This window comes from Rhodohalobacter sp. 614A, assembly GCF_021462415.1.
In the GTDB taxonomy this organism is placed as follows: Bacteria; Bacteroidota; Rhodothermia; order Balneolales; family Balneolaceae; genus Rhodohalobacter.
On the sequence record NZ_JAKEDS010000002.1, the window covers coordinates 172,553 to 189,170 of the forward strand.

Annotated in this window: 11 protein-coding genes; 7 read left to right on the forward strand and 4 right to left on the reverse strand. The window is 40.7% G+C overall.

Annotated elements, in window-relative coordinates; all coding sequences use genetic code 11:
* The first annotated feature begins 95 nt into the window (after window positions 1–95).
* The 7 genes from L0B18_RS09585 to cysN all read left to right on the forward strand — a co-directional run bounded on the left by L0B18_RS09585 (window position 96) and on the right by cysN (window position 10,797).
* Window positions 96–2,045, forward strand: coding sequence for a glycosyl hydrolase (locus L0B18_RS09585; protein WP_234571545.1), 1,950 nt, complete (start codon window positions 96–98; stop codon window positions 2,043–2,045).
* The gene (locus L0B18_RS09590; protein ID WP_234571546.1) at window positions 2,035–3,237 is read left to right on the forward strand and encodes a glycosyltransferase; all 1,203 of its coding nucleotides are present in this window, start codon (window positions 2,035–2,037) and stop codon (window positions 3,235–3,237) included. The genes L0B18_RS09585 and L0B18_RS09590 overlap by 11 nt, the downstream gene beginning before the upstream one ends.
* On the forward strand, window positions 3,224–4,390 hold the full coding sequence (locus L0B18_RS09595; protein ID WP_370647580.1) for a glycosyltransferase: 1,167 nt from the start codon (window positions 3,224–3,226) through the stop codon (window positions 4,388–4,390). The genes L0B18_RS09590 and L0B18_RS09595 overlap by 14 nt, the downstream gene beginning before the upstream one ends.
* Window positions 4,391–4,470: 80 nt before the next feature.
* Window positions 4,471–6,096 carry a capsule assembly Wzi family protein gene (locus L0B18_RS09600; RefSeq protein WP_234571548.1) on the forward strand — a complete coding sequence of 542 codons (1,626 nt, stop codon included), beginning with the start codon at window positions 4,471–4,473 and terminating at the stop codon, window positions 6,094–6,096.
* Window positions 6,097–6,452: 356 nt separating this feature from the next.
* A complete protein-coding gene (locus L0B18_RS09605; RefSeq protein WP_234571549.1) occupies window positions 6,453–7,862 on the forward strand; it encodes an exopolysaccharide biosynthesis polyprenyl glycosylphosphotransferase in 1,410 nt (469 codons plus the stop codon).
* A gap of 50 nt (window positions 7,863–7,912) precedes the next feature.
* On the forward strand, window positions 7,913–8,815 hold the full coding sequence (cysD, locus tag L0B18_RS09610; protein WP_234571550.1) for a sulfate adenylyltransferase subunit CysD: 903 nt from the start codon (window positions 7,913–7,915) through the stop codon (window positions 8,813–8,815).
* 50 nt (window positions 8,816–8,865) lie between these two features.
* Window positions 8,866–10,797 carry a sulfate adenylyltransferase subunit CysN gene (gene cysN / locus L0B18_RS09615; RefSeq protein WP_234571551.1) on the forward strand — a complete coding sequence of 644 codons (1,932 nt, stop codon included), beginning with the start codon at window positions 8,866–8,868 and terminating at the stop codon, window positions 10,795–10,797.
* A 46-nt stretch (window positions 10,798–10,843) separates the two neighbouring features.
* Here cysN and L0B18_RS09620 read toward each other — a convergent pair whose 3' ends face one another.
* The 4 genes from L0B18_RS09620 to L0B18_RS09635 all read right to left on the reverse strand — a co-directional run bounded on the left by L0B18_RS09620 (window position 10,844) and on the right by L0B18_RS09635 (window position 16,497).
* Window positions 10,844–12,430, reverse strand: coding sequence for a hypothetical protein (locus L0B18_RS09620; protein WP_234571552.1), 1,587 nt, complete (start codon window positions 12,428–12,430; stop codon window positions 10,844–10,846).
* A gap of 317 nt (window positions 12,431–12,747) precedes the next feature.
* Window positions 12,748–14,370 (reverse strand): hypothetical protein, encoded by a 1,623-nt coding sequence (locus L0B18_RS09625; RefSeq protein ID WP_234571553.1) that lies wholly within the window; start codon window positions 14,368–14,370, stop codon window positions 12,748–12,750.
* Between the two features lie 9 nt (window positions 14,371–14,379).
* Window positions 14,380–15,033 carry a hypothetical protein gene (locus L0B18_RS09630; RefSeq protein ID WP_234571554.1) on the reverse strand — a complete coding sequence of 218 codons (654 nt, stop codon included), beginning with the start codon at window positions 15,031–15,033 and terminating at the stop codon, window positions 14,380–14,382.
* 429 nt (window positions 15,034–15,462) lie between these two features.
* On the reverse strand, window positions 15,463–16,497 hold the full coding sequence (locus L0B18_RS09635; RefSeq protein ID WP_234571555.1) for a sensor histidine kinase: 1,035 nt from the start codon (window positions 16,495–16,497) through the stop codon (window positions 15,463–15,465).
* Between the last annotated feature and the right edge of the window lie 121 nt (window positions 16,498–16,618).

Genomic DNA, 16,618 nt, shown 5'->3' on the forward strand with positions numbered 1-16,618 from the left:
TACATAATTAGCCTTGGTAACTGAAAGCCAGGAAATAAATCATTTAAATATTTGCCATAAAGCCTACATGTATTGTTCTACGCACTGGAGATAAGTTGCTGAAAATAAAGGCTCTCATCTCCATTTATAATTCACTATTTCTAAACCAAACCCCCGGAACTATCTTTTATTCTAAACTAACTTATTTGCTTGCAGGCCTTTTAAAATCTACCTGTATCATTCTGATGCTGGTTTACTCTTCGTGCAGCCAGGCTCAAACGCCAAAACCTGAGTTTGGTATCCATAGCCATATCACCAAAAAGAAATCGTTTGATCTTGAAAGTGAATTTGCGGCACAAAATACACTCCTTGAAATAGCCAGGGATAAAGAGTCCCGGTTGATACGGACTGGATTTCTGTGGCGGGATGTAGAGCAAAAACCCGGCGAATGGGATTGGTCTGCCATTGACGAGGTCGTGGAAAATGCAGAGAAACATGATCTTCAGATCATTGCAGTTTTACATGAATCTCCGGCTTGGGCAAAAAAACCATTGGAGAAAAACCTTGAGGGTTGGAAAGAGTTTGTAAGTCGTGTAACGGAACGATATAAGGGAAGAATAACACGTTGGGAAGTGTGGAATGAACCGAATCTGTCCCATCGTTTTAAATCAGCTCAATCCAAACAATTCTTTTCTGAATTGCTTAAGGAGTCGTACAAAATTATAAAAAGTACGGATGCTGATAATCGTGTGGTTTTGGGTGGAATGGCAAGTCAGGAATCTGCTTTTCCTTTTTGGAAGGCCATCTTTACTCATGGAGCTCTTCAATATTGCGATGCCGTGGCAATTCATCCCTATCAATTTCCTGCAGAAAGTCTGGTGGATTATCTCGACAGACTGAGAAAACTGATGGGAGAATATGGCGAAGTAAAACCGGTGTGGATTACAGAATACGGGAATAGTTCGAGGCGCAATCCAATCCATCCGGCAGAATCAACAATTTTTGTAGAGTTAATTGAAAAAGCTTCTGCGGAAACATTTCCCAACCAGGAAAATCTCCAGATTGGTTTTGTGGAAGGAAAGTTGAAGAACACCTTTTTTGAACCGTTGGCAGATCAATTACAAGAAAATGGATGGAAGACTGAATCCATCAACATAAATACAAATGAAGGACAAGAAAAATTGCATTCTCAGGAATCCCGGATTCTGATTGTCGCGGCGTATTCTCAATTTTCAAGAGCACAACTCCAGGATATTTACGATTCAGTTAAAGACGGCGGGTTAATGGTCTCCATGGATGGTATACCGCTGGTTGCGTACGCTACCGAAGAAGGCGATGAAAAACCGGTAAGGTACACCAACGATTACAGACAAAAATTTAAAATCAGGATGAGGAGAATCCGCCATAGAAATGTAGCTAAAAAAAGAGAGGTTAAAATAGCCGACGGCGTGGAATTAAGTAGTAATCCGCAATCGAATATTTTCATTAACAGAATTTTGAGGAACCCAAGGGATGAAGATATTTCCTACACGCCTTTGCTGTCGGTGTATGATGGAGGGAAAGAAATGGGAGAAATCGCTTCGCTTTTTAAATACTCAACCTCGGAGTTTAATGGAAGTGTGCTAATGATCCCGGTTCCTATGATAAATGGCGACAGTTTTGAAGTGCAGAGTGTGCAATTATCAAAAACCGTGTTAAGCGCCTGGGCAACCGGCGTTGAAACGTTTATTGCGTTCGAGCTCAGAGATAACAAGTATAATGTCAGAGAAAAATATTATGGCTTATTGGATGAGAATATGAATCCCAAACCAGCCTTTGATAGTTATTCGAACCTGATCAAACTGGTTTCATCTCATACCGTTTTGGATTATGAGAAAAAAGGAAAGGGAATGTCTATTCAGCTTGAGGATGATAAAAACGGAGAGATCGTGTATATCGGATGGGGAGATCATTTCAGAAAAAAAATGGATTCAGAAAATCGTGTTTTTAAACCGCTGGATATCATCACAAATGCAACGGATGAATCATCCATATACATAGCCAGGAACTCTTCCAATGGAATCTAAAATTTTATTGGTCAACGACTATTATTCTGAAGGAGGGGCCGAAGGCGTATGCCGGAAAATTGAAGAGATCGTAAAAAGAAGAGGGGGGACCATCTCTTTCTATTATGGTTCAAAAAAATACCGGTTGCCGGACTCTGCGAAGGAATATATCTACTCCAAAAAGTATTACAGCGAATTCAAAAAAAAGATACTGGAGTTTGAGCCGGATATCATCCATTTGCACAATTATTATCATTTACTCTCACCGAGCATTTTAAAAGCGATAAAAGATTGCAGGAGGTCCGGCAGTTTTAATGGACGTGTAGTAATGACCGCCCATGATTATCATCTACTGTGTCCGGACAGCGGTTTATACTATAATTCTGATGGCAAAATTGTCCCCCAGAAAAGTTTGACTTCCTGGCAGGATATTTTGACTAAACAATATGATACGAGAGGATGGGCTTATAGCACGTTGAAAAAAGTGCAATGGGTTTACAATTATTCAATCCTGAAGCTTCAGGACCAGATTGATACTTTTTTAGCCCCAAGTAATTTTCTGAAGAAAAAATATGCAGAAAAATTTCCCGATAAACAGATTCATCTTGTGCGCAATCCTTATGAGATTAATGTAATCAACACCCCGTCAAAATCAATTCCGGACGAAGAGGAAACACTGAAAATTGTATTTCTTGGCAGAGTTTCGCCGGAGAAGGGGATCAAAGAATTTATTCGCTCACTCGCAGAGTCTAAGGTGGATAATTACCGATTCGATATCATAGGCGACGGACCCGATATTGAAAAAACTCAAGAATTAATTCAGGAACTGCACCTTACTGAGAGGATATTTGTATTAGGACGTATTCCCTACGAAGATGTCCTCCAAAGATTAACAGAATATGATGCTCTTGTTCTTCCTTCATTGTGGTTTGAAAATGCACCCTTGGTGTTAGTAGAAGCTGTAATTGCAAACATTCGAATTCTGACGAGCAATTGGGGAGGAATGAAAGAGATCGCAGAATTATGTGGAGGCAGTTATTTAATGAATCCACTTGATAGCGGTTCGGTGGAACGCTCAATGAATGACATTTACAGTGATATTTATGTTGAGAAGAAATCCCTTAACAGAGATATAGAGCGTATAACAAAAGAGTTTTCTACAGAACTGTTCATCCAAAAAATGACAAGTTTATATTCTAATAACAGTGCTTGATTTAAAAAATATTGCGGTTACTCACGATTGGTTATTAGAGTATGCAGGTGCGGAAAGAGTGCTTGAGGAACTTTTGCATGTTTTGGGAAAAAAGACAAAGGTGTATACCACGGTATTTGATGGTAAAGATCTTCCATTTCTTCAGGATCATGAGGTTGTAGAAAGTTTTATAAGCAAATTACCGTTTGGCAGGTCTCATTCTCATTACCGCAAATACCTCCCGATAATGCCTCTTGCCGTTGAACAATGGGATATGAGCGAGTATGATATTGTTATTTCAAGCAATTATGCGGTAGCGAAAGGCATTATTTGTCATCCGGATCAGCTCCATATTTCATACGTACATTCACCCATTCGGTATGCCTGGGATATGCAGTATCAATATCTCGATGAGGCCGATTTGGACAAAGGGATAAAGGGATGGATTGCGAAATACTTGTTACACAAAATTCGCTTGTGGGATGTTCGAACAGCGAACCAGGTGGATAATTTTATTGCAAATTCTCATTTCATCAAACGAAGAATTGCAAAGGTATACAGACGCGAAGCCAAAGTGATTTATCCACCCGTGGATATCAATGGGTTTAAGCTTAATAAAGACAAAGATGATTTTTACTGTACGGTTTCCCGCCTCGTTCCGTATAAAAAAACTTCGATGATCATAAGGGCCTTTAACCAAATGCCAAACAAAAAGCTGTACGTTATTGGCGGCGGACCAGACCTTGAAGAAATGAAAAAAATGGCGGGGCCGAATGTGGAGGTTTTAGGATTTCAACCGCAGGATAAAATGGTAGAGTACATGAGAAATGCGAGGGCATTTATTTATGCTGCTAAAGAAGATTTCGGAATCGTACCGCTTGAAGCACAAGCCTGCGGAACGCCGGTCATAGCTTTTGGTGAGGGAGGATTGTCTGAAACGGTTGTGCCGTGGCTGGGTAACGGACAAGCGGATGTCCCCACAGGTATCCTCTATAATAACCAGACAGCGAAGGATTTGGTGAATGCCGTTACCTTATTTGAGGGTAATCAAAATGTATTTGATTCAGAAGCTATCAGGGAGCATGCTGAATTTTTTGGTCCCGAAAGATTTAGGTACGAGATACAAGGTTATATAGAAAATTCCTGGGAATCGTTTCAAAGTTCAATTGTATAATAGATCAAATTCAGTCTCAGCACACACATCAAATTGCAAAGAAAATGTAGAGAAAGCTTTTTCTAACAAACTCTGACGATGTGTTACCTGAAAAGAGATTTATAAATGATGGGAGATATGTCCGTTCTTCTCTTCTTTCTCAAAACCAAATAAAATTATTACTTGCCTCACAACTGACCCTTCTTTTTATTTTTCTTTCTTTTTTTGAAGAGGCAAAAGGACAACAACACAAACTTGTTCCTACAGATAATTGGAGTTATGATTATATACAAAGACTCCAACACCGCGGATTTTTAAAAGAGCTCAACCCGACAAGAATTCCGTATTCAAGATCAGAAATTAAAGCTGCATTGGCGGCGTTGGAGGACACCGAACTATCCAACACGGAATCCCGATGGGTAGAAAGGCTTCGAAATTATTTTGATGTAGTTTCATCGGATACGGTTCGTACAAGTGATGATTTTACCTATGGATTGCAACTCGAGGGAGGATTTTCAGCGAGTAACTCCGATTCATTAATGCCGATGAGAGATCTCGACAGCAAAGGATTTATTTATCCAAATGGCACTCTTACCGGGTACATGGAAAAAGGGAATTTTATTGCTCATATGGGAATTCATCATGATCTTTTTTATGATCAAGACCCCATTGGCCTGGATGCAACGAGAAGACTCTACATTCGTAGCCAGGATGCTTATCTGGGATTTGCAAACGATTACCTTCAGATCTATTTAGGACGATTTCAAAACCACTGGGCGTCATTCGGTCGCTCCTCCACCATACTGAGTGACAATGCCCGAAGTTTTGACCAAATCAATATCACATTTGGGAATGAAGTGTTTTCCTTTCGATCCCTTTTAGGTGAATTGGATAATATTAGTGCAAGAGGAGTGTATCACGGGTTTAATCCTGTTGTGGGAGCCCGGCAAAGGTATTTGGCCGCTCATCGGTTCGACTGGCGAATCGTCCCGAATATCAGGCTTACGTTTTTTGAGTCGGTTCTCTATTCAGGGCCTTCATCCTCGGTTTCACTAAAATATCTGAATCCACTTCACTCCCTGGTTTTTGTGCTGGCAAATAAACCTCAAAATAATGAAGGCAATATTTTGATTGGCGGAGCACTGTGGATGCAATTCATGAATAATTTGACGATTCAGACCCAGTTTATGCTGGACGATCTGGACGTTGAAAGTGATAATGAACGAACCACATTTTCATGGTTTACTTCTATTGATATCGCAAATGTCTTTTCAAATGTAGATATCGGAGTAGAGACTGAAGCTGTTGCCTACCAAACGTACAACCCCGAACAGGCCGAAGGACGGTATCTCTATTTAAAACGCGGATTGGCCACGCAGTTCAATGATTATATTTATACATCTCTGTTTAGTAATATCTATTCCGGAGATCTTAGAATTACCCCGAAACTATCTTTTCTCTGGCAGGGCGAACAGGAAATCAATCAGCCACTGGTTAAGCGAAATCCAGATGGAACTCTGCTGGATGTTATTCTTACCGGGCTGCCTGAAAAAAGAATACGCCCCGGCCTTGAGTTGTTTTATAAACCTGTTGAAGCACTTACACTTTCGCTGGATCTCGGGTTTATGATGGCAGATGATCTGCAACATATCTCCGGGAACTCTGAAAGTGGACTCAACGGTATGTTGGAAATCAAGTGGAAATTATTTGATGTTCATAGCCAGTAACTATTCTGGATTTGCATCAATTCTGTCTCAAGTCTAAAAGGTGGTCTATTTTAAGGTTTCTGCAATTCTTTTTCGTCTTTTTGAATTTATTTCAAAAAAAAATCTGCAATTCTTTCCATGTGTTAAGAGACAAAAGTATATAGCATTAAGGATGGTTTTCTATCAAATGAGAATACCTTTTAAGCTACTACAAATACAATATTGATCTGAAAGGCAGAATGAAATTCATTCTGCTGCTTACAAAGGCCACAAAAATGGATTTTAAATTGTGGCCAAAATCATAAAGGTGAAGTGATATTTAATTAGTACGGATACGAACCTTTTTCATTAATAAATAGCCAAGTATTAGATCAAGTATGGATAGCCCATTACAGGTACTTTTAACTGAAAAATCATCATCCAGGCTTGTTGCGCCTTTTAACTTCAGGCTGTCGCCCTATATAATTCCTATATCAATCATGATACATCTGGGAATTATAAACTTTTTCCTTTTCCTGTTCACGCCTGCGACATATCTGGATCCGGTCAGCATTTTGTATTACAACTTTAGTTGGTTGTTTATTGCTTTTTCTCTGAAATATTATCGTATATCAAGAAACGAAGATTTTTCAACCAACCTGCCGAAATATCTGTCTTTATATATTCTCTTCGTGTTGGCCTATTTTGCCTACTTTGCGTTCCGGGGAATCGGATTTTCGATCCAGCATCAGGCCGTAATTCTATTAACAATTTTTGATGTCGTTACCTTTCACAGGGCTGTATTCTACTATTTCAGAAAAATCTACAGAGAAAAGGGAGGTAACTTTGTAAATGTAGTAGTAGTTGGGCTGGACAAAAACCTGGAAAAGCTCCGCAGTTTCTTTGCTCAGCCGGAATTGGGATACCGATATAAGGGATATTTTCATAATGAAAATCCGGGAGGAGGGGAATATCTTGGAAGGATTGACGACGTTTATAAATATATTAAACGCAATAATGTTGATGAAATTTATTGTGTGGCCTCTCAATTGTCTGAGAATGAGTTGCGAACCCTTCTGACATTCGCAGATAATAACTTCAAAAAACTCAAAATTATACCGGATAATAAAGGGATTTATACCCGAACCATGAATATTGAGCTTTTTGATACTACTCCGGTTTTAAACCTGAGAGAACTAAAGCTTAATACGGAATACGGAAGAATTGGAAAACGTGCATTTGATATCGTGTTTTCGTCACTTGTTATCCTGTTGATTCTCTCATGGTTAACCCCTTTGATGTACGTGATTATTAAGCTGGATTCAAAAGGTCCGTTGTTTTTTAAACAGTTACGGAATGGTCACAAGAAAAGGCCATTTAATTGTCTGAAATTCCGTTCAATGAAGGTGAATGAGCAAGCGGATAAAAAAATGGGTACGAAAAATGATCCCAGAATCACGAAAGTGGGCCAGTTTCTCCGAAAAACAAACATTGACGAGCTGCCACAGTTCTTTAATGTTTTTGTCGGGGATATGACAGTGGTAGGTCCAAGACCTCACATGAAAGCTCATACCCAGGAATTTGAAAGATCAGTCAATAAATATTTGGTACGGCATTTCTCAAAACCGGGAATTACCGGGCTTGCACAAGTCAAAGGGTACAGAGGGGAGATCAAAACCAAATACGACATTATCCACCGGGTAAAACTGGATATTTTTTATCTCGAGCATGTCTCCTTTGGCCTGGATTTGAAGATTATCTTAATGACGGTTTTTAAAACTTTTACGGGTGATAAGAAAGCGTATTAGTGAATGCCCATCTATTAAAATTAGAATACTCATATTAATATTAGTTACACATGAAAAACGACAGTAATCATCTGAAAGAACTGGAAGATGAAGGAATTTATGTGATGAGAGAGGTGGCTGCCCAGTTCGAGCGGCCAGTACTTTTGTTTTCGGGAGGCAAGGATTCGATCTGTATGTTCCACCTGGCCCAAAAGGCTTTTTACCCGGGCAAGATCCCCTTTCCTCTGATGCATATTGATACGGGGCATAATTTTCAGGAAACGATAGATTTTCGAGACAAACTGGTTGAAGAAAACGGGCTTGAATTGATTGTGGGTTATGTACAAGACTCCATCGACAGCGGCCGTGTGAAAGAGGAAACCGGACCGGATGCCAGCCGAAATGCCCTGCAAACAGTTACCCTTCTTGATACGCTTAAAGAATACCAGGTAGATGCCGCACTTGGTGGTGGTCGCCGCGATGAGGAGAAAGCACGGGCTAAAGAGCGATTCTTCTCCCACAGGGATGTGTTCGGTCAGTGGGATCCAAAAAATCAGAGACCCGAACTCTGGAATCTCTATAACGGCAGAAAAAACCAGGGGGAGAGTTTTCGTGTTTTTCCGTTAAGTAACTGGACGGAAATGGATGTATGGCAATACATTGCACAAGAAGAGATTGATATTCCGTCGCTCTATTTTTCTCATGATCGAAAAGTTTTCAATCGGCGGGGAGTATGGCTTGCCGATACGGATTTTGTTAATCGACAAAATGAGGAGCAACTCCAAACTAAAACGGTTCGTTTCCGGACGATTGGAGATGCTACATGCACCGGGGCCGTTTTGTCAGATGCTTCCAATATCGAAGAAATTATTGATGAAGTGGCCTCTGCCCGTCAGACGGAACGAGGTAATCGCCACGATGATAAGCGAAGTGAGACTGCAATGGAAGATCGGAAGCGATTGGGATACTTTTAAAATCGCCATCTTTCTGAATTAAAATTATAAGGATAAAGAGTTTAATATAGATGAGTAATTCCAACGGGCACAGCAAAGAAAATAATTATTTGGATATGGACCTGCTGCGGTTTACAACTGCCGGCAGCGTGGATGATGGAAAAAGTACACTGATCGGTCGGTTGCTGTATGATTCCAAATCCATTTTTGAAGACCAAATGGAAGCCATTGAAAAATCCAGCAAGAGCAGTGGGGAAGAAGAAGTCAATCTGGCGCTGCTCACAGACGGTTTGAAAGCCGAACGTGAACAGAAAATTACCATAGATGTGGCGTACCGCTATTTTGCAACGCCCAAACGGAAATTCATTATTGCGGATACACCCGGTCATATTCAATATACCAGAAACATGGTGACCGGCGCCTCTACAGCAGAGCTGGCAGTAATTTTGGTAGATGCTACCAAAGGATTGCTGACCCAGTCCAAGCGGCATGCGTTTATCTCATCATTACTCCAGATTCCCCACCTGGTGGTGGCAGTAAACAAGATGGACCTTGTGAATTATAGTAAGGAAAGATTTGAAAGTATTGTTTCGGATTTTCGCCATTTCGTGCAAAAGCTTGAGGTGGATGATGTTACGTATGTTCCTATTTCAGCCCTGAAAGGAGACAACGTTGTGGACTCCGGAGAAAATATGCCTTGGTACAAAGGCTCAACATTATTGCACATTCTAGAAACCGTTCGGGTTGATTCAACCCAGAATGTGATTGATTTCCGTTTTCCCGTTCAGTATGTCATTCGTCCGAATCAGAACTTCCGGGGATTTTCAGGCCGGGTAGCCTCAGGCCGAATTCGGCCGGGCGAGGAGATTATGGCATTGCCTTCGCGAAGGACCAGTAAGATCAAAGAAATTGTTACGAAAGACGAAAAGTTAGAGGAAACACATCCCGGTGATTCGGTTACGATCACACTTGAAGACGAGATTGACGTGAGTCGCGGAGATATGATCGTCAGAAAAAACAATGTGCCAAATGTTAATCAGCACTTTGAAGCTTTTGTGTGCTGGATGACCGATGAGCCGATGGAATTGGGCAAATCATATATCATCAACCATACAACCCGCACGGCGCAAGTATTTATTGATGAGTTGGTCTATCGGATGAATGTGGATACCATTGGCCGGGAAGATGCCGATACATTGAAGCTCAATGAGATCGGCCGGGTAAAACTTCAAACTTCTCTGCCCCTGTTTTTTGATCCCTACCAAATCAATCAGAAAACCGGAAGCTTTATTATTATTGATCCGGCCAGTAATGTGACGGTTGCCGCGGGCATGATTCGTGCGGGATCAACTGTTTCAGGAGATGAAGACGTAGTTGAAGAACTGACTGATCAAATTACAGAGGAGAAAACTATTCAGAAGTCTTCTCCAAATGTGGTTTGGGAACCATGGAATATTTCTCGCCAGGAGCGGGAGAAGCGAAATGGCCATGCTTCTAAAGTGTTGTGGTTTACAGGAATATCCGGAGCCGGCAAGAGCACCATCGCCAAAGAAGTTGAAAGACAACTTTGGGCTGAAGGTAAACAAACCGTTCTGCTGGATGGCGACCAGGTTCGCCATGGACTGAATCGGGATCTTGGATTTAGTGCCGGGGATCGTTCGGAAAATATCCGAAGAGTCGGTGAAACCGCACGCCTGTTTTTTGAGCATGGAAATATTGTTCTTTGCACGTTTGTATCTCCCTACAAAAAAGATCGGGAGATTGTGCGCAGCTTATTCCCCGAAGGCAGCTTTGAGGAAGTGTTTATAACCTGCTCACCTCAAACAGCCCAGGAACGGGATCCTAAAGGACTGTATGAGAAAGCCAAAAAAGGAGAAATTACAAATCTGACCGGGTATGACGCTTCCCATGAAGCTCCCGACAAGACATCTTCGCTACATATTGATACTACGGAGCTTTCCGTTGAAGAGGCAGTGGAACTGGTGAAGAAGCTTATTCAATAGACTTCTGTATAGCATAGACAGTTAATAGGTAGGTTGATGAAGTAGATTACAAGCAGACTGCTTCATCAATTTCTTCTTCATACGTAACCGAAGGGCCAGTAATTACTGCATTTTTCTGATACGTGTTTTCTTGAAAGCTCAGCTTAAACGTATATTCTTCATCCTTTTCAACAGCGTTTATATCAAAAGTGGCTCCGGTCAATGCCTGGTTGCTATGGTCATAATTCCATTTCAGGTTTTTGGCTAACCTCCACTTTGTTCCATTTTTCGCGGAGCTTTTTCTGTATGCAATAGAAGCTCCAGGCAAATTAGTAATCGAAATCACCTCGTCGGCATTGACACAGGCTAATTTTACATGGACGCTTGCGTCAATGAGCTTAGGTGGAGGCGCGGGAAGTTGAATCGATACTTCAGGTTGATCACAGAAATTAACCTGGACGGATTTTGAGTCAGTGGCCGTTTCAATTTTAACGGTGAGATCCGTATTTGGAGCTTCAAATTCAAATCTGTTATTGTTGTTTGATATATGAATTTCATTAAAGAACCCGGCTCCGGAAGCTGTTCCGAAGAGTTTTCCTGTGTTTCCATTTCGATTGACCACGATATAGGCTGAGCATGTGACAGATTCATCGATAACGGATCCAATCACAACGGCATAGGGCAAGGTCATGGAATCAAAAATTACACCGTTTCTCCCTTTTGATAGTTTTTCGATCTTTACGGTTTCCTCATCCAATATTTGCAGATTTTGATCAAAAGAAGTTACAACAAGTGGATCCCCGGCTTTAAATGGATTTCCGTCAATCGGGTTTTGAAAATCGTTCGGGATAGCTAACGAGAGGGATATCTTTTCGGAAGATTCTGATGTTCCCGAGTCCATTAGTATGGAGGAAACTGCAACATGATTGTTTTGATCCGAGATTGAAATCGTATTGATTCCTGCTGCATAAATGGTTTTTCCATCACTATTGATCAAATCAACCGGGGACAACTCAAGAGCTTCTGTCACGGATGGATCATAAAAAGTTAATTCAGTTCTCAGAGGGCCTGTAAGTATGTTTCCGTTTTCATCTTTAAAGACTGAGCCGTTCAAAATTTGTAACGTTGTGCCGGCAGATTGTTTTGCATTCGAATAGGTTTCAACCGCATATCTATTTTTGATTCTGCCATTTTTCTCTGCAAATCCTTCATGGTTAATCGTTACATAAATCCCCTTTTTTTCTTCCCGGACATTCTTCTTAAGCATTTTTACCTGGTAGTCAGTTGATCCGTCTTCTCTGATTTTGATAGTTTTGGCAGTTCGCACATACTGATTTGATTCCAATATGAGCTGAACAATTACAGGAGAATCCTCGGAAGGAGGCACTGAATTCTGAATTCCAAAGTTCAGAATGCCGTCTTGTATGTTTTTTTCGTTCAAAGGGTCACTATAAGTATCAATGACATCTTTTCCGTTTTTCCCGGCAAATGTTACACGAACATTTCTTTGAATAAGTTCGCCGGTTGAAGCGTCCGTAATAAGGACGGTAGGGGTTGTCTCTATTGGTTCAAGCTCAATAATCAGGCGGAAATCTTTTGCAGCATCTGTAACTCTGTCAACATCACAGCTCACAATTCCAGCTATGATGATCATTCCAAAAAAGAGTTGTATGAAATTTCTTTTCCTCATTGTAGTTGACATGTGTAGGTTAAAGAAATATGCTATCCACAGACTATACAAGCCTGAACAAGTTAAAGATTACATCTGTTCTCTGTGGTAAATAGAGAAACAAACTCACTTGTTCCGAAAAGTTACTATTGAGAGACAGCCATCAATAGGTTAATAAGAAAATGAAGCAAACTGACTTTATAAATAACCGGTCATTGGGGACACCTTCAGGTTCGCTAAAATATTAAAAATGAGATGGCCTCAGGAGAAATCAAACCAATAGAATGAATAAGCCCAATTTATTACTGGCAAATATCTTCATTAATCGTTTCTTCATAAGTAACAGAACTGCCGGTAATTGCTACATCTTGCTGATAAGTATTTCCATCAAAACTAACTTTAAATGTATACTCCTCATCTTGTTCAACCCCGGTAATATTAAAACCAACACCTGTTAAAGCTTGTTCATCCTCATCATATTCCCACTCAAGATTTTCTGCCAGCCGCCAGGGAGTTCCAACAGCAGCACTACTTTTTCTGTAGGCAACGGATGCAGCCGGCAGATCAGTGATTGAAATTTTTTCATCAGGCGCTGCACATCCTAGAGTGATGTTTACTGAACTATCAATAATATTTGGCGGAGGAGTGGGGAGGTTTACGGTTACATTGGGTTGAGCACAGAAATTTGCCGTTACAGAATGTGTTGTGGTGGCCGTCTGAATATCAATATTTACTTCGGCGTTCGGCGCGATGAAAGTAAACTCATTATTGCTACTGCCGATCTGTACTTCAACAAAAAATCCGGTTGAATAGGCGCTGCCAATCAGTGCTCCGGAATTTCCATTCCGTTCGATGGTCAATTGCGCGGGACAAGAAGCCGACAGTTCGGTGAGGGCATAGCCTGTGACCACCGCATAAGGCAAAGTGGTTGTGTTAAAAACCACACCGGTTTTCCCATTGGCAAGCACTTCCACCGTTTCCGAAACAACTTCAGTCAGTTGAAAAGAGTGACTAAAAGTGAATATGAAAATTTCGTCTCCAATCTTTACAGAGCTTCCATCCGGTTTCTTAAAGCCATCCGGTAAAGAAAATGAGACCGAAATTTCACCGGCAGATGCCGCCTTTTGTTTAGACATTGCTTCCAGCGAAGTTGCGAGATTACCATTTTCGTCCATAATTCGAATGGTATTGACGCCTGCGGCCTGGATTGGATTTCCATCATTATCAGTTAATTCGAAAGGGAGCAATTCGAACACTTTGTCTGCAGAAGGATTATAGTACGTTAATTCTGTTCTCAAGGATCCCCTAAGCGGGCTGCCGTTTGCTCCAAGAAATACAGAACCTTCCGGAACCTCCAGCGAAGTTCCGTTTCCATCCTGATTTGAAGGTGATTCCACTACAAAATTTTCCTGGATTGCGCCATCATTTCCGGCGGATCCCTGGGTATTTGTAGTTTTTTGAATTCCATCCGGATACGGCCCGGAATTCTCTTTTAGCATTTTAACATAGAAATCCGGAGATCCCTCTTCGGTGATGATAATTGTCCTGGATTTTTGCTGATAACCGTTGGCTTCTAATATTAGTTGAATTTTAACAGGTGAAGATTCGGAAGGTGCCAAAGAATTATCGATACCAAAATTGAGAATTCCGTCACTTACTTCATCCTGGGAAATCGGATCGCTATAAATATCGATCACATCCGCGCCATTCTGTCCCGCAAAAGTGATTGTAACATTTCCCGAGATGAGGTCACCGGTCGTTGCATCCGTAATCAAAACCGAAGGAGTTGTATGGATCGGTTCGAGGCCAATAATCAGCCTGAAATCATCCGCAGCGTCCGATACTTTATTAAAATCGCAGCTTGAAAGGAGAACAAGAAGTACGACCCCAAAAATCTTTAAAAAGGGAGTGTTAATTTTTTTCATTATTCGAATTTAAAGTCTGGTGGTAAGACTGATATTTAAGACCGGGTATAACTTAAAACTGTACATAGCATCTTCAAATGTATCAGCCTGGTTAGCTGTTGGCGCAATCATTCCTTTGCCCTGCATGTCTACATTTGGGTTGTTGGTAAACATAGCTCCAAGTTCGAATCCAACTTTTACGCGGCTGTTTTGATTTACAGCATTTCCAACTCCCAACCCCAGGTACGGAACAATTTTGGACTTGTAGGTGGCCTGTCCTGTTATTTCTCCAAGTCTTTCCGGTTGAAAAACTTTGCCCTCAACTTCGTACGGTTCGGATGGTTGAATGAGTCCCTCGACTAAAAAATCATGATAGTAAATTCCGCCTGTGAATTTGAACCAATTGTTAAAAGGGAAATAATCGACAACGGCACCAAAACTTTTCACACTTCCGTCAAGATCATAGTTGTAGTTCGGATCATCCTCTACTTCCCCGGATCTACCGTAGGCAAAAAAAGAAGCGTTTACGCGGGCATTAAAATTATTGTTAAGAGAGTTTACGACCTCCAGGCCAATTCCCGTGGTACCGGCTTTGATGCCAACAGCAGTTTGTGCGTAAAGAAATTCCGCTGATCCAAAAAGGAATATCAGGAGAAGGGGAATGTTTTTTAAAGTATGAGTCATCACATAATTAATGATTAATTCATGCAGTTGATTCTCTGCATGAGGAGAAAAGACAAATTGAAAAGAGACATCATCCGATTAAAACTTAATAGTATTTCTTTTCAAATAGTATCGAATGCTTAAAAAAATCTAATATTTTAAAACGGGTTATGAAGAATCAGAAAAATTATCCGGAGAGACAGTTCATTCTCCTTGTGCGGCAGTCTATTATCAAGGAGACTTTCTTTCAGGTATTTCGTTTTTCAAGTTGTTTAATTGAAGTTTGGCATTGAATCCAATTCAAAAATGAATAGAATTGGCAAACTTTTGACAAAGAAGAACAGCTTAAAAATGATGGGTGGGGGAGAAAAGTCGAAAGAATTAACGTGAAATTCTCAAATTAGGAGTTGCTCAAAACAAGCTATAAGAGATGCTTCATCTGTTAACATTTTAGGACGACAAATTATAGCCCGAATAGCTTCCCCTGATATCTTGCCGGGTAAATTGGAGCATAAATGTGGTCCCTTTTTCTGTGCTCATATAGTCGAATTGGGCATTGAGTTGCCTGGACAGAGTTTTGATAAGAAGGATTCCGGTGGTGTTTATTTCATGTGGTTTGAAATCCTGTGGCAACCCCCGGCCATTGTCTTTGATTAGAAGATTTACTTCGTTGTCTTCTTGCGTGAGATTAATCTGAATGATTCCAGGATCGGTTCCTCCAAATGCATGGTTCATACTGTTGGTAATTACTTCGTTTACAATCAAAGAAAAGGGCACTGCCTGATTGATATTTAATGTATCAATCTCCTGAATTTCAAATCGCGTTCTGATCTTCTGATCAGGCTGTGTGGCCCCAACAATATTATTGGCCAGCCTTTTGATCGCTTCCTTAATATTGATATGTGTCAGATTCTGTCCTTCATAAAGAAGTTCATGAATGTTCGCGATGGATTTAATGCGCGAAGTGAGAGCTTGCAATTCTTTCCTTAAAGGTTCATTATCCTCTTTTCGGGCCTGTAATTCCATCAACCCTGATAACAAAGCAAGATTATTCTTCACGCGGTGGTGGAGTTCCTGAAGTGTGGTGTTAATTTGTTCAAAAGCTACAATCTCGGCTGTAATATCCCGCTTGATTCCTACCCAGTACTCAGGCTGTGATGAATCAATCCGCACGGGAAAAATGGAAATGCTGGTCCAGAATTTCTCACCATTTTTTCTGTAATTAATCAGTTTGGCGTGACCCGGTTTTCCGGTCTCAATGGCATTTCTCAGTTTGTCCAGTTCCTTTCTTTCTGTTTCAGGGCCCTGGAGGATCTTGGGAGTTTTACCAATCACTTCCTCCTTTGTATAACCGGTCATTTCGAGATAGGCATTATTAACAAACACAATTTTTGGGCCACCCGATGAATTTTTGCCGGGTGTGTCTGTCACAACCACTGCATCTGAAGCATTCTCTATTATGGAACGAAAGATATGTTCATTCATGAAGGAGCGATTAGGGAATCAAAAAAGGAGATATTTTTTTTCTCTTAGAATTGATTAATAGCCAATAAAAAATTACCAACGTAGTAAGCCAATAATAATAAAAAATTTATTAAGACACTTA